The sequence below is a fragment of the Vibrio vulnificus NBRC 15645 = ATCC 27562 genome (genome assembly GCF_002224265.1).
Classification (GTDB): Bacteria; Pseudomonadota; Gammaproteobacteria; order Enterobacterales; family Vibrionaceae; genus Vibrio; species Vibrio vulnificus.
The window spans coordinates 18,823-38,992 of the sequence record NZ_CP012882.1 but is presented as its reverse complement, the minus strand read 5'-3'; the positions used below and the strand labels follow the sequence as shown (position 1 = coordinate 38,992).

The 20,170-nt window shown below is 45.7% G+C and carries 17 protein-coding genes; 10 read left to right on the top strand and 7 right to left on the bottom strand.

The genetic code is table 11. The features are described 5' to 3' along the window. Nucleotides 1–202: 202 nt before the first annotated feature. A complete protein-coding gene (locus tag AOT11_RS16030) occupies nucleotides 203–1,846 on the bottom strand; it encodes a methyl-accepting chemotaxis protein (RefSeq protein WP_017422382.1) in 1,644 nt (547 codons plus the stop codon). Between the two features lie 469 nt (nucleotides 1,847–2,315). On the opposite strand from AOT11_RS16030, the gene AOT11_RS16025 reads away from it, so the two are divergent. The 5 genes from AOT11_RS16025 (at nucleotide 2,316) to AOT11_RS16005 (ending at nucleotide 8,220) form a co-directional block, all read left to right on the top strand. After that, a complete protein-coding gene (locus AOT11_RS16025) occupies nucleotides 2,316–3,137 on the top strand; it encodes a phosphate ABC transporter substrate-binding protein (protein WP_011082403.1) in 822 nt (273 codons plus the stop codon). A gap of 88 nt (nucleotides 3,138–3,225) precedes the next feature. Continuing rightward, nucleotides 3,226–4,158 (top strand): phosphate ABC transporter permease subunit PstC, encoded by a 933-nt coding sequence (pstC, locus tag AOT11_RS16020; RefSeq protein WP_026050773.1) that lies wholly within the window; start codon nucleotides 3,226–3,228, stop codon nucleotides 4,156–4,158. Between the two features lie 21 nt (nucleotides 4,159–4,179). Next, entirely contained in the window at nucleotides 4,180–5,043 is an 864-nt protein-coding gene (gene pstA, locus AOT11_RS16015; protein ID WP_026050772.1) for a phosphate ABC transporter permease PstA, read from the top strand. Between the two features lie 58 nt (nucleotides 5,044–5,101). After that, the gene (pstB, locus tag AOT11_RS16010) at nucleotides 5,102–5,851 is read left to right on the top strand and encodes a phosphate ABC transporter ATP-binding protein PstB (RefSeq protein ID WP_020480156.1); all 750 of its coding nucleotides are present in this window, start codon (nucleotides 5,102–5,104) and stop codon (nucleotides 5,849–5,851) included. Nucleotides 5,852–6,117: 266 nt separating this feature from the next. Next, entirely contained in the window at nucleotides 6,118–8,220 is a 2,103-nt protein-coding gene (locus AOT11_RS16005) for a sensor domain-containing diguanylate cyclase (RefSeq protein ID WP_172840616.1), read from the top strand. Between the two features lie 83 nt (nucleotides 8,221–8,303). On the opposite strand, the gene AOT11_RS16000 is transcribed toward AOT11_RS16005, so the two are convergent. From AOT11_RS16000 to AOT11_RS15975, 6 genes are read right to left on the bottom strand one after another with little or no spacing between them, the layout of a single operon-like run. Beyond that, entirely contained in the window at nucleotides 8,304–9,935 is a 1,632-nt protein-coding gene (locus AOT11_RS16000) for a BatD family protein (protein ID WP_017422385.1), read from the bottom strand. 10 nt (nucleotides 9,936–9,945) lie between these two features. Continuing rightward, nucleotides 9,946–11,808, bottom strand: a complete 1,863-nt coding sequence (locus tag AOT11_RS15995) for a vWA domain-containing protein (protein WP_172840615.1) — start codon at nucleotides 11,806–11,808, stop codon at nucleotides 9,946–9,948. Beyond that, nucleotides 11,801–12,772, bottom strand: a complete 972-nt coding sequence (locus tag AOT11_RS15990) for a vWA domain-containing protein (RefSeq protein ID WP_017422388.1) — start codon at nucleotides 12,770–12,772, stop codon at nucleotides 11,801–11,803. Before AOT11_RS15990 ends, AOT11_RS15995 begins: the two co-directional genes overlap by 8 nt. Next, nucleotides 12,765–13,235 carry a DUF4381 domain-containing protein gene (locus AOT11_RS15985; RefSeq protein WP_011082411.1) on the bottom strand — a complete coding sequence of 157 codons (471 nt, stop codon included), beginning with the start codon at nucleotides 13,233–13,235 and terminating at the stop codon, nucleotides 12,765–12,767. Before AOT11_RS15985 ends, AOT11_RS15990 begins: the two co-directional genes overlap by 8 nt. A 5-nt stretch (nucleotides 13,236–13,240) precedes the next feature. Continuing rightward, the gene (locus AOT11_RS15980; RefSeq protein WP_017422389.1) at nucleotides 13,241–14,158 is read right to left on the bottom strand and encodes a DUF58 domain-containing protein; all 918 of its coding nucleotides are present in this window, start codon (nucleotides 14,156–14,158) and stop codon (nucleotides 13,241–13,243) included. Nucleotides 14,159–14,161: 3 nt separating this feature from the next. After that, the gene (locus AOT11_RS15975) at nucleotides 14,162–15,118 is read right to left on the bottom strand and encodes an AAA family ATPase (RefSeq protein ID WP_026050770.1); all 957 of its coding nucleotides are present in this window, start codon (nucleotides 15,116–15,118) and stop codon (nucleotides 14,162–14,164) included. A 299-nt stretch (nucleotides 15,119–15,417) separates the two neighbouring features. Here AOT11_RS15975 and AOT11_RS15970 point away from each other — a divergent pair, with 299 nt between their 5' ends. From AOT11_RS15970 to cabA, 5 genes are all read left to right on the top strand, one after another. After that, entirely contained in the window at nucleotides 15,418–17,331 is a 1,914-nt protein-coding gene (locus tag AOT11_RS15970) for a methyl-accepting chemotaxis protein (protein WP_026050769.1), read from the top strand. Between the two features lie 47 nt (nucleotides 17,332–17,378). Continuing rightward, complete coding sequence (locus tag AOT11_RS15965; protein WP_011082415.1) at nucleotides 17,379–17,579, top strand: hypothetical protein; 201 nt, start codon at nucleotides 17,379–17,381, stop codon at nucleotides 17,577–17,579. A gap of 175 nt (nucleotides 17,580–17,754) precedes the next feature. Next, nucleotides 17,755–18,420: a LuxR C-terminal-related transcriptional regulator gene (locus tag AOT11_RS15960; RefSeq protein WP_026050768.1), complete on the top strand. Its 666-nt coding sequence runs from the start codon at nucleotides 17,755–17,757 to the stop codon at nucleotides 18,418–18,420. Between the two features lie 194 nt (nucleotides 18,421–18,614). Then, nucleotides 18,615–19,274, top strand: a complete 660-nt coding sequence (locus AOT11_RS15955; protein ID WP_017422393.1) for a LuxR C-terminal-related transcriptional regulator — start codon at nucleotides 18,615–18,617, stop codon at nucleotides 19,272–19,274. Nucleotides 19,275–19,561: 287 nt separating this feature from the next. Then, the gene (gene cabA, locus AOT11_RS15950) at nucleotides 19,562–20,134 is read left to right on the top strand and encodes a biofilm matrix calcium-binding repeat protein CabA (protein WP_017422394.1); all 573 of its coding nucleotides are present in this window, start codon (nucleotides 19,562–19,564) and stop codon (nucleotides 20,132–20,134) included. Nucleotides 20,135–20,170: the final 36 nt, after the last annotated feature.

Below are 20,170 nucleotides of genomic sequence, written 5' to 3'. Positions count from 1 at the left end.
AAGATGAAGGGCTTAAGTGGAGAGTAGAAGAGTGGCCCTGTCTCGCCAATATCATTGGCGTAGATATTTTGTTATCTGACTGATTTTTAAGAAGATAGACTTTGTATGCCTATGTAAGCGCTGCTTAAGTTCACTTACACAGTGAGTCGGCGATGAAAAAACGCCCTACCAAAAGGCAGGGCGTGTGATCGGTGTGTTGACGTTAGACTTTAAAATATCCCAACTGCTCTTTTTGATTCTCCGCGAGAGAGGAGAGTTCTTGGCTCGCTGCCGCAGCTTGAGTAATGCCCGTGACATTTTGGCTCACCAGCTCGTAAATATTGCTCAAGTTTTGGTTGATATCTTTGGTCACTTGGTTTTGTTCTTCAGACGCGGTAGCCACTTGAGCGCTGATCAAGGTGAGCTCTTCAATTGAGTGGCTAATCTCACTTAGGCTTTGGCTCACTTCACCGGCCAGTGTTTGATTGCTCGCCAATGTTTCAAGGCTGGAGTTCATGCTCTCATTCGCGCGTCCAGATTGCGTTTGCAGCTCTTCAATAATGGCTTGGATCTCTTTGGTTGAATCCTGCGTTCTTGCGGCGAGCATACGAACTTCGTCGGCAACCACAGCAAAGCCTCGACCACTTTCTCCAGCGCGAGCCGCCTCAATGGCCGCGTTCAGTGCCAGTAGGTTGGTCTGCTCTGAGATGCTTTGAATCACCTCAATCACTTTACCAATTTGCTCAGACTGAACTTTCAGCGAAGTCACTACCCCTGCTGCTTGATTGAGCTGCTCAGCCATCTTATCGTTGGCGCGATTATTTTGTTCAAACATGCTGAGAGTGTGTTTTGCCAATTGGTTTGCTTGGCTAGAAGCTGTATCCGCTTTGACCGCATTGGCGGTGACATCTGCGGCTGTGGATTCTAACTGGCTAACGGCAGAGGCGACTTGCTCCACTTCATTTTTCTCTTGATCAGAATTGACGCTTGATTGTGCCATCACAGCGGCAAGCTCTGTTGAGGCCGATGCCACATCAACGCTAATACGAACCAATGCGTCCACGGTATTACGCAGTTGATGAATCGTGGTGTTCACGTCTTGAGCCAGCTGTGCGACTTCGTTTTTACCTTCCGCTTGAGCTTCTACTAACAGATCGCCTTTAGCGACCGCTTGCATCGTGGTTTGTAGCGAGCGAATCGGTTTTACGATCATATGAGCCAGAGCCATGCTAATAATCGCAGCGATGGCCAAAATACCAAGCATGGCAAAAACAGAGAAAGTCAGCGTAGCGTTGTGTTGATTGCCGTTATCTTTAACGTCTTCAATGGCAATTTGATTGAGTTTTTGCGAAAGCACATCAATTGCTTTAACCATTTCTTCGCCGGCTTTGCGGTAGGCGGTCATCGCAACATCGTACTGTTGTTGAAAATCGGAAGAGAGGTAGCTTTCACCGTGTTTTACCTTGAGCAGAGGCAACATCACATCACGTGAGTAATCGACATAGTGGTTAAGTGCTTGGCGCATCTGTTCCACTTCATTTTTCAGGCCCGGTACGGTTTCAATCGCGTTGAGCAGTGAACGAATTTCATTTTGCTTGTCGGATAACACGGAGATCAGTGTGGTCAGATCGTCTGGGCGGAATAGGCTGTAAATCGCCTTGATCCGCATTCCGTACATGTTATCGACAATTTCACCTAATTCACCTTTGTGAACGATGAGTTGTTCGGTAGAAATGGTTACACGCTCAAAAGCATGTTTTAAGTTGCTTGCGCCAAGGGTGACCCCCCCGAGCAACAAAACGATAGTAAAAGCAACAGGAACCAACACCTGCGCTTTTATCGAAAGTGTATTTAAAAAACGACGCATTAAAAACGACCCTCTGTGAACAAATAATTAATGAGAATGAATATTATTGTTTTATTTTTATTAGTGGATGATTGTAACCATTCGCCTGCTGTATTCAATGACTTATTTCGTTACAAATGTCACTAGTAGTTTGTAGTCACTCTCAAAATTGGCGGGTAAATAGCAATTATCAGAGAGTGCTCACAATGTGCGTAAAGCACGATTTTTCATAGAGTAAAATGTCTAGGCTAAAAAGTGAGCTTTTCAATAAAACCGCTTTCATAACGGCTTTATTGATAGAGGTGGTGGGGTTACTTCATACGATTTGTTACACATTGATGCTACTCGATTGGTGGATTTATTCGCACAACTGTCAGCAATGTGTCACAGAGGGTTCAATTAAGTGAAACACAACTGTCATATTCACATCCTAAAGTGAGCATCGTTCAAGTGAAACACAACGGCAATTTGGCCAATAAAGGATATTGTGATGAAAAAGACAGTAATCGGTGCAATCGCTCTTATGAGTGCTCTGACAGTGACAACCGCTTCGGCAAAAGAAACGATCTCTGCAGTGGGTTCAAGCAGCGTAACTCCACTGATGGAAGTTTTCTCTGAAACATACATGAAGAAAAACCCAGAAGTTTTTATTGAAGTTCAAGGCCCAGGTTCATCGGCAGGTGTTAAAGCAGCAAAAAATGGATCTGCTGATCTCGGTATGTCTTCACGTGACCTAAAATCGTCTGAGAAAGAAACCGCTTTGGTTGAAGAAGTGATTGCTCGTGACGGTATCGCAGTGGTTGTTAACCCCAAAAACACGCTGAAAGGTCTGACTGCTGAGCAAGTTTCTGCCATCTACAAAGGCGAAGTGACGAACTGGAAACAAGTTGGTGGTGAAGACAAACCCATCGTTGCGATTACTCGTGATACAGCGTCAGGTACACGTGGCGCGTTTGAAGACATTCTTAAACTGAAGAAGAAAATTTCGGGTAAAGAAGTGTCTGCCATCTCTCAACGTGCTCAAGTGGCAAACGGTAACGGTGCACTGAAAACGATGGTTGCTTCAAACCCTTACGCTATCGGTTACATCTCGCTTGGCACTGTTGATGAGTCGGTTCACCCGCTAGCTATCGATGGCACGGATGCGTCTATTCCAAATGTGAAAAACGGTTCGTACAAAGTGGCTCGTCCATTCCTTGTTCTTTACAAGCAGGGCAAACCATCTGCTGAAACGCAAAAGTTCCTTGATTGGATGCTGACCCCTGAAGCACAAGCCATTGTAGAGAAGAAAGGCTACATCTCAGTTAATTAAGTAATGATTTAAAAGTTTGCTCAGCCCAATGAAAAGGGCTGAGCGTTTTCCATTCACTTCGACTTGTTCGAAACGTGAGATTAGATTCATGACCATCGCAACAAATAGTGAAAAGCTTATGAATAATGAAGCTAAAGCTATCGATAAACCTCGTTTACGTACGCAAAAGCGCATTGACTGGCGCGAACGTATTTTCCATGGCTTGTTTTTGACCAGTGCGGTTATCGGTATTGTTTCTCTAGCCGTGATTGCCTACTTCATCATCCGAGAAAGTATTCCAGCTTTCCAAGAAGCGGGCGTCTCAGGCATTGTGTTAGGCCAAGATTGGTTACCACCGGCGCTTTATGGTGTCGCCACCATGATCGTTGCCTCGATGGTATCGACGTTTGGTGCGGTGCTTGTTGGTGTTCCTGTTGGGGTACTGACGGCGGTTTTCATCGCTGAAATTGCGCCTAAACGTGTCGCAGATATCATTCGTCCCGCGGTAGAACTGTTGGCAGGTATCCCTTCGGTCGTTTACGGTTTCTTTGGCTTGGTGATTATTGTCCCATTGATCCAAAACGTCTTTGATGTGCCTGCGGGTAACACCATCTTAGCGGGTATCATTGTGCTTGGTGTGATGATCCTACCTACGGTAATCACCGTTTCTGAAACCTCGATTCGTGCGGTGCCGAGAGCTTATAAAGAAGGCTCACTGGCATTGGGTGCATCGAAAATCTTTACTATTTTTAAACTGCTCGTTCCTGCGGCACGCAGCGGCATCATGACTGGCGTTATCCTCGGTATTGGCCGTGCGCTGGGTGAAACCATGGCGATCATCATGGTGATGGGAAATGCTCCTGCCATGCCTGAAGGCTTATTGGATTCAGCTCGTACGCTAACGGCGAACATTGCGATTGAAATGTCATACGCCAGTGGTGTTCACGCCAACGCGCTTTACGCAACTGGTGTGGTGCTGTTGGTATTTATCATGGTGTTGAATGCCGCGCTGCTTTACCTCAACCGAGAAAAAGCGAAGTAATCGCAAGTGAAGGTGACATTTATGGAACGCGCAAAATTAAAACAATCTCGTCAAGTAAAAGACAACATTCTTAATGCTCTGGTTTGGGCGGCAGCCGCTCTGACGGTGGGCTTCTTGTTCTGGATTATCTGGTACATCCTTTCTAACGGCTTGCAGCATGTGGATTGGAGCTTTATCTCCGACAATTACACCCGTACAGGTGAAGAGCATGGCATTTTCCCGATGATCATTTCGACCATTTACATGGTTGTGGCATCGATTGCTGTCGCCGCTCCACTAGGGATCATGACGGCTATCTACTTAACAGAATACGCCAAAGTGGGCAGCCGATTGGTTAAGGTGATTCGCTTTTGTACTGAATCCTTGGCCGGTATTCCTTCGATTATCTTTGGTCTGTTTGGTATGACATTCTTTGTCGCCATTCTTGGTCTGGGATTCTCGATTCTCTCGGGGGCCTTAACGCTGAGTATTCTTATCCTGCCGGTGATCATCAGGACGACAGAAGAAGCGCTGATGGCGGTACCACAAACCTACCGCGAAGGCTCGTATGGTCTCGGTGCATCAAAAATCTATACCATCTGGCGTTTGATTTTGCCGAGTGCAATGCCTGGTATTTTAACCTCGGTGATTTTGAGTATTGGCCGCGTGATTGGTGAATCAGCACCAGTGTTCCTTACCGCTGGTATGGTGGCACGAATTCCAGACTCACTACTGGATTCAGGCCGAACGCTGACAGTACACCTCTATAAGTTGACAACAGAGCTGTTTACCATTGATGAGTGGAACCAGGCGTACGGGACAGCTACCGTACTGATTGTGGTGGTGCTGTTGATCAACATGGTAACCAAATTAATTGCAAAACGTTTTAACACAGCGACTTACTAACGACGAATAACCAAAGACGCTCAAGACGTTAATTGAAAAGAATTCAGAGATTAAGACTATGAACAAATTTGATATCGAAAACCTAGACTTGTATTACGGTGAAAACCAAGCGCTGAAAGCGATTAACCTACCGATCCCGGTTCGCCAAGTTACGGCGCTTATTGGCCCATCTGGTTGTGGTAAATCCACCTTATTGCGTTGTCTGAACCGTATGAATGACCTGATTGAAGGGGTAAAGATTACTGGCAAGTTGGCAATGGACGGCGAAGACATCTATGGCAACGTTGATGTGGCGGATCTGCGTATTAAGGTCGGCATGGTGTTCCAAAAGCCAAACCCATTCCCGATGAGCATCTATGAGAACGTAGCGTATGGTTTGCGTGCACAAGGCATCAAAGACAAAAAACACATTGATGAAGTCGTCGAGCGTTCACTACGCGGTGCGGCGTTATGGGATGAGGTGAAAGATCGCTTGAAATCGCATGCTTTTGGTCTTTCTGGTGGTCAACAACAGCGTTTATGTATTGCGCGCACCATTGCGATGGAGCCGGATGTCATCCTAATGGATGAACCAACGTCTGCGCTTGACCCAATTGCGACGCATAAAATTGAAGAGTTGATGGAAGAGTTGAAGAAGAACTACACCATTGTGATCGTTACGCACTCCATGCAACAGGCGCGTCGTATTTCTGATCGTACCGCCTTTTTCTTAATGGGTGAGCTGGTGGAGCACAACGATACTCAAGTGATCTTTAGCCAGCCAAGTGATGACCGCACTCGTGGCTATGTAAACGGCGATTTTGGTTAATCTGCGAATTGACGTTTAAACGGAATTATAACTATAAGCGATGGTACTTTTGCCCCTCTCTCAGAGGGGCTTTTTTGTTTTCGGACTGCAAACACACAGCAACAAAATGCAGTCTCTCTCTCGCTTAAGACAATCGCCGTGACAAAAATGCGAACGACTTAACAGCTGATTCGAAATGCGTTTGATTGCACATTGTCGGACGGTTACTTTTAAACGCAATTCCCTAAAATAATAATGGTGTTGGCAAAGTGAATTTCAGGAGCTTTATGCGTAAGGTGTCGGCGACCAGAGACCATAGGTTACTGGCGGAGACAATGTTTGAATATCTCGCAGAACTGATGGAAGTGGATGCGATGGCGATATTTGATGATCCTTGCGTGAATACGTCGTTATCATTGCGTTTTTGGTCTGGGCAGCCAGCACCTTTGGTGGATTTTCCCAGCTCTTTTTGGCAATGGGCAAGGCAGTTTGATACCTCGGAGAGCTTAATTCCTTTAGCCATTAATACCTGTAACTGGGATCACCGTGATCTCCTCGGGGGGAACAGCTACATCATGATGCTGGATAACTTCCCCATGCTACGAACTTACATTCTGATCCAAGGGGTAAAAGCGGGGTCTGCCGATCATATCTACGAGAAAACCCACGATGCGATGCAGTTGATTGCGGCCAGATGGCAATGTATCCGTGCGGAAAAACAAGCGTCATTAGAGATCAAAAATCGCGATATCCGTGAAGCGCAGTACATTGACGAAATTAACCATCGTGAACGTTTTATTGACAACATGAAGTTGGTGCAAGAAGTGGCGTTGGAAATCTCCAACCCAAGCACGTTAAACGATCTCTATCGTAAAGCGGTTGAAGCGCTACGAGACAGGTTGGGGTTTGATCGATCGACTTTTATGTTACTCGACATGAAAAAACGCTGCTTCAACGGTACTTATGGCACCGATGAACACGGCAATACCATCAGTGAATTTCATACGCAATACGATCTTCATCAGTTGGGTGAAGAGTTTGTTACCGCTCTCTCTTCACGCGACACCAATCTGGTGATCTCTAATGAAACCCCGCTTTATACCGCAGGGAAAGTGGTCGGGCAGGGGTGGAACTTGATGTTGATTCTACGTGATGGCCATGAACCGTTCGGTTGGCTGGCGCTGGATAATTTTATTCACCGTAAGCCGATCACCAGTTATCAAAAGCAGATGCTGCAATCGTTTGGTTCGCTGTTATCGCAAATTTATATCCGTAAACGCCAAGAACAAAATGTGCGAATGCTCCATTCAAGCATGGTTGAATTGTCGCGTTGCACAACGGTGAGTGATGTGTGTAAATCGGCAGTCTCCTTCGCGATTCAGCATCTTGGCGTTGATCGCATGGCGGTGTTTCTTACCGATGAAAACTGCACTTACATGCAAGGCACTTGGGGGACGGATATTCAAGGCAACGTCGTGGATGAGTCCTATTTCTTTGGTGAGACACAAGATTTTGCTTTGATTAATCTTGCGCGCTCAATGCCCAATGAGGTTGCGTTTGAAGACTCCGTGCCGATTTACCATGACTGCAATATCGTCGGTTTTGGCTGGGGGGCAATGACGTTGCTGACCAGCAATACCAATGGTCCTATTGCGTTTATTGCGGTGGACAACTTGCTGACTCGCTCACCGCTGACTTCGCAGCTTAGGGAAGTGATCCGCATGTTTGCCTCCAGTCTGGCGGAAGTGTTGCAACGCACTCAAGCGCAAGAAGCGATACGAGAGCTCAACGAAAATTTGGAAAAAGAGGTTCGTAAGCGCACCCAAGAGTTGGAAGAAGCAAACCGTCAGCTCGAAGTATTATCCAAATTGGACCCACTGACCCGTCTTGGCAACCGACGCATGCTAGAGCATGTCATGGAGTCCATCTGCCATAGTGAAGAGGAAAAAGTGCTCGCGTTTGGTCTGATCCTTATCGATATTGATCACTTTGGCTTATTCAACAATCATTATGGTCATTTGGAAGGCGATATTGCCTTAATGCGTATTGGCCACATCCTTGAGCACCACAGTAATGGCAAAGAAGAAGTGTTTTGTCGCATTGGTGGGGAGGAGTTTGTGATGTTGATGGCTGGCAGTGAGGCCAGTGGCGTTTTACAGCGTGCCGAATGCATCCGCCAGTGTATCGAGCAAGAGCAAATTAAGCATCAAGTCAATCCAAATGGCGATCGTCTAACCGTTTCTATCGGCGTGGCGGTCGATCAAGTTCAAGCTCGCAATCTGCATTTTGATAAGCTCTATCAACAGGCTGATGTTGCTCTCTATCGTGCTAAGGCGGAGGGGCGAAACCGAGTTTGCAGTTATGAATCACTGTCGGTTGAAGCGATGTAACTTTTCTGGTACCTAAGCGAGCGAAAGAACAAAGGGCGAACAGTGTTGTTCGCCCTTGTTGTTTTTTTGCTGTCTGAACGGAGCTAGAGCTTTGGCATGTCAAAAGAGGCTTTATCGCTTGAGGCTGAGCGGCTTTGCTTGATCAGTGAAAGTAAGTGATCTGCCTGCCATGGTGAAGGCTGTCGCGAGTAGGTCGCTTGGTGCATCGCTTTTAACTCTGATTCAATTGCCTGTTTTACTGGTTGAGAAACCGTGGCGGTTTTCATCCACTGGCGCACCAGGGCTTCGATTTTGACGGCATCGTTGTCAGCAATCGCTTTTTGCAATGCTTGCATCGATTCAAGCGCGTTATTGGATGTTGCATTCTGAGGCTTATCTGCACTTGTCCCGCGATGTTTATAGCAGTATAGAGCGGCAATGAGGGTAAGAATCCACAGTGAGGCAAATGTCCAGGTTAAGTAAAACCAAATGGTTGTATTTTGAATAGGCTCTTGGTGGGTAGAGTCTGGGCGAAGGTTTGTTTCACTCGCCAGCGTTGGTTGCTCAGGCAAAGTAAACACTTGTGCCGAGCCCGGTGTCACCTTGAGTTGACGCCCCTCGAGTGCGGCCGTTTCTTGTTGGTCAGAAACCGTGTTCCACCACGCTAATTGCAGTGAAGGTAGGCTTAAATCACCGGTTTCGGTTGGGATCAACACCTGCTTCAGTGTCATTTGGGTTGTACCATTCTCAAGAGTCTTAAATACAGGCTTCTCATCGTACACACGTACTGATGCGGGGTAGTCAAACTTGAGAGTTGGCAACTGGTTTTCATTGAGCCCTTTTGCTGTCAGAGTGATTTCGCGCGTGATGCTGCTGCCTTGCTCAACGGTGTTGTTCTCGCCGTCATCTTGATGCCATTGTTGAACAAGCGACAGTTGTTGAGCGGGTAGCCAGGGCTGTGCGGCATTGTTAGGAATGGCTTTTACCTTGATCGATTGACTCTGTGGCTTGCCATCTAAGGTCAATATTTTGGTCGAACCCGTTAAGCTGTCACCATAAATATAAGAGCCGCGTAACAACGGTCCTTTGAGTTCAAAAAGACCGGGTTGGTTGGCGGTAAGTTGATAGTTCTGCTCAATAATGGTGACTTGAAGGCCCTGCTCAACACGCTGAAATTGGCGAGTTTGCCCTTGTGGTTCTATCTCTACGCCTTGAATGGACGGTGGGGTGATACGCGGATTTTCGAGTCGACGGGGATCCGCCAGTATCCGAATCTCGACCTTTAACTGCGTGGATTGCTGAGGATAGAGCGTGCTGGTTTCAAGTTGCATCGAGTATTGAATAATATCTGACACGTTTGGTTCGTGTTGATCGACAGACACTTCTAATGGGATTGGCGCCGTGCTTTCGCCATCAACAGAGAAGGCAGGAATCGTCACGATGCCAGCGCGATTGGGTGCGATGGAAAGTGTCCACTCACTGAGCTTTGAAGATTGGCCATTAATGTAATTGCTTGAATTGACAAAACGTGGACTCGAGGTGAAGAAGTCTTGGCTTAACGAAGAAAAATCAATGTCATTGGCATCGAGTGAATAATCGGCTCTCACCGTGAGTTGAATCACTTCATTTTTCGAAACCTTGGTTTTATTTACGCTCGCAACCAGACTCTTTGCCGCCAGAAAAGGCGTAAAAAACAGTGTCGATAGCAAAATGAAAAAGGGTGTCATTCGATTCATAGCTTACTCATTACCATGTTTTGTCTTTATTATCAGGCGCCGGTTTCTGCTGTGCTTGCAGCAACATTTGTGCTTTAAGCAGATAAGCAGGATCGCGTGCGTTTTCAACGGATTCCAGCTTTTTAAAGTCTGGATCGTCTGCGTTTTTCGGCGCAGGTTGCTGTGCTTCTACGTTTTCCGGTTCCGCCTCTCTTTTGGGGGCTCTTTCTTGCGCGGGTTTATCGCTCGACTTAACTTGCTCTTCACCCTGTTCGGACGGTTTTTTCTGGCGTTGAGCATCGCCTTGTTCATCGCTTTCTCGAGCCTTTTCTTTCGCCTTGTTTTGCGCATTTTCACGATTTTCTGATTGACTCTGATTATCGCGATTGGAAGACTGCTGTTGCTGTTGCTGTTGCTGTTGCTGTTGCTGTTGCTGTTGCTGTTGCTGTTGCTGTTGCTGTTGCTGTTGCTGTTGCTGTTGCTGTTGCTGTTGCTGTTGCTGTTGCTGTTGCTGTTGCTGTTGCTGTTGCTGTTGCTGTTGCTGTTGCTGTTGCTGTTGCTGTTTTGCTTTTTCTACAACTTCGCGATTGGTTTTTGCTTGTTTGAGGTTTGGGTTTTTCGCAAGCGCCTTTTGGTAGGCCTCTAGCGCGTCATCATACTGGCCGTTTTGCGCCAGTGCGTTACCCAAGTTGTACAGTGATTCTGCACTGTCTGATTGCGCAAACAGTGTTGCCGCCTGTTCATATTCTCCGGCTTTATATGCGGCGCTTCCTTTCCATTGCGGGTTCGAAAACTGCTCAGCTGCCGCTTTATATTGCCCTTGGTCGAACAACGACTTGCCTTGTTGATCGGCGGTAAGAAACGCAGAGGCATGAGCGCTAGGTATCTGAGTCAGGGGTAAGCTCAGTACGAATGCCATCCAAACAAAGCCTCGTCGGAATAAGCCTAATCCTGCCAGTAACAAGAGTGGCAACAACCAGTAACCCCCATTTTCCCTGACTTCGCTTTGCTGTGTATTGTTGGCTTTTGCTTGATGCATCTCTGAATTGGCCTGCGTTGCTGCGGCAATTTCTACAACGTCTTGGTTACTAAATTGAATGGGGGCGAAGTAGCCTCCCGTTTTCTGCGCCAGTGCTGCCATATTGTTGAAATCAGACTTAGCAACCACTACTTGTCCTGTTGAACTTGTCAGCAACGAGCCATTAGGCAGAGGAACTGGCGAGCCGTTTGGTGTACCAACCCCAAGAATGGACACTCGAATCGCGGAGTTGGCAACAAGCTTCAATGCTGCCTGCAGTTCTTGATCATCAATATCATCACTTATAACGATGATATCGCCTTTTGCGGCTCCCGCTTTTTCGAGTTGTGCTTTGGCCAACATCAAGGCGCTTGTAAGACGTGAGCCTTGATAGGGCATGATGTCAGGCGATAGGTTCTGGATGAGATTCGCTAACGTCTGGCTGTCACTGGTCAGTGGGCTAAGTAAATAGGCATCGCCTGCATAAGCAATTAAGGCGGTATTGCCTTCTTTCCATTGCGGAAGTAGGTCGAGCACCTTATACCTTGCCTGTTGTAAACGGCTTGGCGCAATGTCTTGCGCATACATGGATTGCGACATATCCATGACCAAAACCCGATTTTGATGGTTGTTGAAGTTGGGGCGCGTGGTGTGTTGCCAGCTTGGTGATGCCAGCGCAAGGATGGCGACAACCCAAGCGCTCAACCACAATAGTATTGACCAGGTGCTTTTTGCACCTTTTGTTGGTGTTTGGCTAAGATGGGCTGCCACTGGGCCTTGCGATGTTTGCCTTTTAAAGCGCCAAAATAACCAAGCGACAGGTAGGACAATCAAACCGAATAGCCATTTGGGCTCAAGAAAAATCAGTTCAGACATGATTTCTCCGTAATACAAACAATAAGATGGATAACACGAAAGCGAAACTCAAAGGATAAACAAACCACTCTTGTTGAGGGCGCCAAACTTGTGCGTCTTTAGAGACGGGTTCAAGCTGATTGATCGCTTGATAGATTGTCTGTAGCTCTTGCGCGTCGCGGGCTCGGAAATATTGGCCACCCGTCATTGTGGCAATTTTCGTCAGTGTTTTTTCATCAAGATCTGCCGAGGTATTAACCTTTCGCGTCATGAAAAACTGCTTCACTTCCATTTCACCAGCGCCAATCCCGATGGTGTAAATTTTCACGCCATATTTCTTGGCGATGTTTGCGGCTTCGATGGGGTCAAGTGTGCCAGCGGTGTTGCTGCCGTCACTGAGCAGAATGACCACTCGTTGCGGCGCCTCACTGTCGACAAAGGTTTTGGTGGCTAAAGCAAGTCCATCTCCAATTGCGGTTTTTTGCCCGATCAGGCCGATGATGGTCTGATTGAGTTGATTAGCCACGGTTTGTCTATCTGCGGTCAAGGGCGTTTGCAAATACGCATGATCAGCGAACAATACTAGGCCCAGCCTGTCACCTTGGCGCTGCTCAATGAACTGAGTCACCACGTTTTTGACGGCACGCAAGCGATCAATGTAATCACCCTCTTGCAAGATGTCTTCTTGCTGCATAGAGCCAGAGAGATCCACAACGAGCATGAGATCACGATACTCTGGGAAGTGCTCAATAGGCTCACCAAACCACACTGGCCTTGCGGAAGCCACAATCAGGCTGCACCAAATAAGTAAAGTAACCAGTTTGCTGAATTTGTTTTTTACGCCTGCAGCCTCAATCTCTTTCGGCAGATAGGCGAGGCGCAATGTGTTCTTGTTGCTGACTTGTGGCAGCCAGTGATAGGCCAAAAATGGCAGTGGAAGCAGAAAGAACGCCCACCACCAGAGGAATTCAAACCCTTCAGCCACGCATACCTCGCTTAGGTGGGAGTGCTTTTTCCACCCAGACTAAACAATCGTTGACCAGCTCACTGTCATGCTCACCGTGTTTGTTCTGATAGAGCGCAGCCTGCCATAACGGCATTTTGTCGCTAAAACGAGTTTCACCCAGTTGTAAGTCAAGAAATTGGTACCACTGCTCACCATGCAGCGACGCGATCGCTTCTCGTGGGTAGTAACAAAGCGCGGCTTGCCTTAGCAGTTCGATGGCTGACGAAGGCGTATGTGGCGTGATGGGTTTAACAAACAATTTGAGTGCTGCACGCTTTGCTTTGAGACGTTTTTTTCGCCACAAAAAGAAGGCAGTTAAAAGCAGTAAAGCCACAACAACGCTGGCGAAAGAAGCCCACCATCCCCAAGCAAGAGGAAACCAAGATGGGACAGCAGGTAAAATCAGAGGTTGCAGCTCTAAAGGTGTTGAATTTGTTGTCATTATTATTACACGGATAATTGGTTGATAAGAGATTCAGCACTCGATAAGGTGCTAAACGGTATTCCATTACGATAACTTAACAGCCGTAAAGATTGTTGATGTTGGTCGAAGTTGTTCTTCAAAGCCAATTTTTGCTTTTTGGAACCGAAATCAAACCATCGAGAATGTTGGCCATCACTGGCGAGCACACTTCCTCGATAACGGGTTTCACCCTGCTCCAAAGGGTCATAAAGCTGTACCAGCCTCAAATTATTGTGTTGTCTAAGCTGTGTGATTTGGTTTAGCTCTTGCTCATTCATTTTGATGAAATCGCTGATAAAAATTATCTCACACCCTTTGGGTGACATCCGTTTAAGCCTCTCAATGGTTTGACTGAAAGGGAGTCGACTTTCAGTGGCTCGCCCCAGCTGTTCATTATGACGTTGAGTCAATTGATTGAGAAAAGCCAAACCGTTACGCACTAAGGCTGATGGTTTATGTTCGAATAAGGTTTTGCCGTCGTCAATCATGGCGCCGAAGCGATCTTTTTTTGCCAATGTCGTCCACAGAATTACACTGGCTAAATGCGCTGCTTGGACAGATTTGTAGACGTATCGTGAACCAAAAAACATACTGCTGTTGAGATCCAAATACAGGATCACCGCTTGTTCTTTGTCTTCGCTAAAGAGTTTAGTGTGCGCTTTACCAGTGCGGGCTGTGACTCGCCAATCGATACTGCGAATATCGTCACCTTGTTGGTACTGACGAACCTCTTCAAAATCCATGCCTCTCCCACGAACACGGCTAGCATGGCCACCACTTAGATGTGACCAAACGCTGCGGGCAGGAGGGATCCAGCGCACGGCTTGGCTCTGGTAGCAAAGCAACTCTTCTAGCGATAACGCCACGCCATTGCAATGAGGTGGCAATGTAACGGGGGTCATGGCTTAGGCGCTTCCCACTAAACTAATCAGCTTATCGATCACTTGGTTGGCCGAAATCCCTTCCGCTTGAGCTCGGTAGGAGAGCAGCAAGCGATGTCTCAATACAGGATAAGCCATTGTCTGAATATCGCCTGGAGTGACATAGTCACGTCCATCTAGCCAAGCATACGCTCGTGCACATCGGTCAAGGGCAATCGTTGCGCGAGGGCTGACTCCCATGCTAATCCATTCTGCAAGTTCGCCGTTGTAGTGAGAAGGTTGGCGAGTTGCCATCACCAATCGCACTAAATAGTGCTCAAGTGACTCGGCCATTTGAATATTCAGCACCTCTTGACGGGCTGAAAAGATCTCTTGTTGTGTGACTAAAGGCTTTTCAGGTGCCTGTTCTCCTTTAGCTTCACCGCGATTGATGCGCAAAATCGCCAGCTCATGAGCTGCGTCTGGATAATCGACATTAAGATGCAACAAAAATCGGTCAAGCTGGGCTTCTGGAAGAGGATAAGTACCTTCTTGCTCAATGGGGTTTTGTGTTGCCATCACCAAAAACAGCTCTGGGAGTGGATAGGTATTTCGTCCTGCGGTGACTTGTCCTTCCGCCATGGCTTCGAGCATTGCGGCCTGTACTTTGGCCGGAGCTCGGTTGATTTCATCGGCAAGGATCAAATGATTGAAGATAGGGCCAGCTTGAAACTTAAAATCGCCTTTTTCTGGGCGGAAAATATCGGTGCCCGTTAAATCTGCAGGCAAGAGATCGGGGGTAAACTGGATACGGTGAAAATTACCCTCAATGCACTCTGATAGCGCTTTCACGGCTCGTGTTTTAGCGAGACCTGGAGGCCCCTCTACTAAGATGTGTCCGTCCGCAAGAAGCGCGATGAGTAACTGTTTGACTAATTCAGGTTGGCCAACGATTTGAGACTGTAAATAGTTAGCTAAGGCATCAAAACTACGTTGTTGCATGATTCTACTACTTCGGTTGGTTTTGGTTTCTTGGGTCGTAAAAAGCCAAGAAAGTTCCATGGTTAGCGACAAATTAGCACATGAGGGTGAAAGGCTTGCGTTTCAAGGGAAGTCGCGAGACTTTTCTTCCAAGGATGAAGTGTGATCGTGAAGAAAGATTTTGCTTCAGTTTGGGTTTGTTTGGCCGATATAAGCTATACCCATAAGAATGTAACAAAATATATGTTATATTTTTGCGCTTTTTGTATTGCTTTATCGCGCATTACCCACAATAAGTGATTCTTGTTAAAGGTCCAAATATGATTAATCTTAACTCTTTGAGCATTAAGCAAAAAGTTGTCCTTGGGATAACCTTTGCTGTGCTTGCATCCACCATCATTCTCGGTTTTATGGCGCAAAAACAATCACGTGAAGTGATTAGCCATCGTCTTGTTGATATCGAATTGCCATTGATCTTGAGCCAGATTAACTTGCAAGTTGATAAAGATGTATCGCAACTCTTGTCTGCGGCAGAGCAGTTAGCGAAGAACGAATTTGTTCGCGAAAGCGTCGTACAAACGGAAAACCCTGAAGGGCAAACGAAGTTGGTGCAGCAACTCAATAACGTCAAAGATCAATACCGCTTGAACGATGCGTCGGTGGCCAATAGAAAAACGGCGTATTACTGGAACCAAAATGGCTTCTTGCGTCAGCTTACTCAATCACAGGATGGTTGGTTTTTCGGCTTCACTAACTCAGGTCAGGCGACAATGGTGAGCATCTTTACCGAAGCCAATGGTGAAGTGAAAATGTTTGCCAACTATCAACACCTATCGGGATTCACCATGTCTGGTGTGTCTAAATCGATGGATGAAATGGTCAGCAAACTGAACAGTTTCAAGATTGAAAAAACCGGTTACGTGTTCCTTGTCGACAGCCAAGGTAACATTCAAATCCACAAAGACAGACAAGCCGTCGGTAAACCTCTTTCTAGCTATGTTGCAGAGAATCCTTCATCGCTGCTAAACAAGCAGCAAGACGTGGTCTTTGAAACCGAAGTCGATGGTGAGCGTGTTTTCGTCGCGAGTGCCTATGTGCCGTCGATGAACTGGTACGTGGTTGGTATTGTGCCTGTGGATGAAGTCTTTGCTGACCTTGATGCCGCCGCGCAACAAATGCTGATTACGACCTTAGTTGTGGCAGCTGTCTTTATTTTCATGGGCGTGATCCTCGCGAACAGTATTACCAAACCTATCCAACAAATTGCTGAACGTTTCACCGACCTAGGTCGAGGGGATGGCGATCTCGCGCAGCGCATTGACATCAAAGGGAAAGATGAAATCGCTCAGCTCTCGATGGGCTTCAATGGATTTATCGAGAAAATTCATACCACGATGAAAGAAGTGGCAGCGACCAGTAACTCGCTCAATAGCGCGGCTGAAACGGTCTCATCGAAAGCGGCAACGACGCACGACAACAGCCAAGAACAGCGAGATCAGACGATTCAAGTGGTGACGGCCATCAATCAGATGGGCGCAACCATCAGCGAAATCGCCTCGAACGCAGCAACGGCCGCAGATACAGCGAATCAAGCCTCTGACAATACGCAACTTGGTCGAGAGGTGGTGACAAAAGCGAAGAACGTCATTTCGCGTCTTGCAGATGATGTCGAAACCACGAGCCAAGTAGTATCGCAGTTAGCGACAACAACACAAGAAATTGGCTCCATTCTTGATGTTATTCGAGATATTTCGGATCAAACCAATTTGCTGGCGTTGAATGCGGCAATCGAAGCGGCCCGTGCGGGCGAGCAAGGGCGTGGCTTTGCTGTTGTTGCTGACGAAGTGCGTAACTTAGCAAGTCGAACGGCAGATTCCACCGAAGAAATTCAAAAGATGATCAACCAGTTACAAAACGATGCCAAAGATGCAGTTTCGGCGATGGACGCAGGTAAAGCGGTCACCTTTGAGGGCGTTGGTGCGACAGACGAAGCGGTTAATGTACTGATGAGCATCTCTGAGCGTATTGCTGATATTTCAGATCGCAATACGCAAGTGGCGACCGCAACGGAAGAGCAATCTACCGTGGTTCATACCATTAATCAGAACATAGAAGAAATCAATGCCATCAATGAAGTAACGACAAGCACAGCAGAAGAGTTGGCCGATGCAAGTCAAGAGCTGCGTGAGTTGTCGCGTCGTCTCGATAGTATGGTGGGTAGCTTCAAACTGTAAACTTAGGTAGAATCCTTCACAGTTTTGACATTTTTAGGTAAGTGAAAATGAGTGATTTTGAAAAAGAATTGCAGATGATGTCTGAAGAGGCCAGTCAAGAGCCGGAAGTGAAATTACCGTCGATTGAAGAGCAAAAGCAGATTGCTGCTGAGCTTAAGCGACTGGAAGCCGAAGGAAAACTGACTCCTGAAGTATTAGAGCATTACTTTGGTAAATATGCTCAAAAAGGTGAAACACCGATTCACTAACCCCCTCAAAATTAAGGGAAGCGCAAGCTTCCCTTTTTCATGCTTTTCATACTATTGCCCGTTACTTTATCTCAGACTTTTGCTTTACTCGGTCTTTTTTTCATACTTGACTTTATTGGCTGTGAGCCTAAATTTTATGCTCAGCTAAACTGATGAATAAAGGGCTGTGAGGAGCATGGAGAGTCAAAACAAGGAAGTGATATTGATTACGGAAGACAGTCTGCAATCCTCACTGCTAAAAGAAATTCTTGAGAAAAAACTCAATATGGTCGTTCATCTACTCACTCCAAAAGAGTTAGATGAACGAACGACGAGTTACTCTTCGATCAAGGCAATTCTTGTCGATTATAGTGTTGTTGAAGAGGATTTTTATTCTTCATATTTGAATTTTATAGATGAAAACTTTTCAGAAGTTCAAGAGGTGCTGATTAATTGCCAAAATAACATTAGTATTGAAGAATTATGTATTTGGCGTTCGTTGACTGGAATATTTTATTTATCTGATGATATTAGTACTTTAGAACTAGGAATTGACAAGATCCTGTCGGGTGATATGTGGTTTAGTCGTAAAATATCACAAGAATTTATTTCAACTTTGCGTCAGCACAGTAAACCTATCTCAAAAACCGTATCTACAAAGTTGACGAAACGAGAGCAGCAAATAATAACCCTTTTATCATTGGGGAATTCAAATCAACAAATTGCACGAAAGCTCTTTGTTAGAGAAAACACAGTGAAAACGCATTTACACAACATCTTTAAAAAGATTGATGTTAAAAATAGAGTTCAGGCCCTAATTTGGGCTAAGGAACATCTTTCTCCCACATCCTCTACGATCTAATCCCGCCGGCTAATCACAAAAATATACCATTCCTGATATCAATGTATCACATATGAGATGAATAAATTTTAGATTCACTTTTACTTAATTAGTATTTTAAAAGTGAATAAAACAGCCTTAAAGTTGTCTCTAGCACTTTGCGATTAGCTGAGTGCTTCTTAAAACAAAAATAGTATGAAGTATAAAATTTTAGAATGAGACGTTTCAGTATGGGTTGTAATATGGCAGACACAACGATTGTATTAGTCACTCAACAAAGCCTTCAGAGTGAGAATCTAAAAAATATTCTGATGGCTGAAACTGGGATGACAATTGAAATTCTTGATGCAAAGAAACCAATCTCGAAAGAGAGAATAAATGCTGAAAGTATTCTGCTTGTTGATCTTTCTGTGGATATATCAATGGATAATATTGATATTATCAAAAATAGGAGTGATCTGAGAGGGACAATACTTCTGAATCTACTGGAAGACTTAGAGCCGGAAGAGTTGATCAAATGGCCTTACATTAAAGGTGTATTTGGTGCAAAAGATAACATAGATAAGTTGTGTCGCGGGATTGAAGCGATCGCTCGAGGGGATAATTGGCTCCCGAGAAGATTAATGATGCAACTTATCTCATATTATGAAGAAAAAGGTGGAGCGAAGAAGGAAGAACCACAGTTAGATATCGAGCTAACCAGAAGAGAAATTCAAGTATTACAATTTCTTAAGGCAGGTGGTTCGAATATGGAAATTGCGGATTCTCTTTTTATCAGCGAGCACACGATTAAATCTCATCTTTATAATATTTTCCGAAAGATTGATGTAAAAAACCGAACACAGGCAACTGCGTGGGCAAAACGAAATTTGTAAAACCACCAGGCCACTATTTCTATAGTTTATCGAATTCTATAGGTTACCGAGCATTATTAATCATATAGAGTACTAGCAATAACTGTTTGTTTTATCATGAATAAGTGTTGAAAAGTATGAACCTGGTAATTGATTCCTTATTCGGTGAGTGAAAACTCAACCGAAAATCAAACTCATATAGAGCATGAGCTTTCATATACTTCTGATGTCTTGAAGTAGTGAAGTCAGATGTTGTTTAACGATAACGTTCTATATCCAATAATGGAATCAAAAAGAGGGATAAAAAAATGGCTGTTTATTCTGGAACTGCAGATGTAGATGTTCTTAGTAACTATACTGGTAGCGATGACAAGTTCGTAGGACATGGTGATAACGACAATATCGTTGGTGGCGGCGGTAATGATCTAATTATCGGCGGGGCTGGCGATGATAGATTAGTTGGTGGACGAGGTAATGACATCCTCAAAGCTGGGCTAGGGGATGACTATCTTGGCGGCGGATCAGGGGATGACTTATTACTTGGTCTTTATGGTAACAACCATATGAATGGTGGCCTAGATAACGATATTTTGGTTGCTGGCTCTGGTGACAATGTCCTGATTGGTGGAAAAGGCGCCGACAAATTTATTTTTACCGATAAGTTTGACGGACACGGTACGGCTAAAGTGGTGGATTTCACTATTGGTGAGGACACAGTACGTATCGACAGTGCCACGATTCATTCAGTGGATGATCTGTCAGTAAGCTATGATGCAGTGGGTAACCTAGTTCTTTCCGATGGTGGAGCATTTACCGTGAAGTTGATTGGTGTGACAGAAGCAGATTTTGTCGCTCATGCGGATGACATGTTCCAATTCTAAATTAGAGATAAATAGTGCTACGTTTTGCGTAGCACT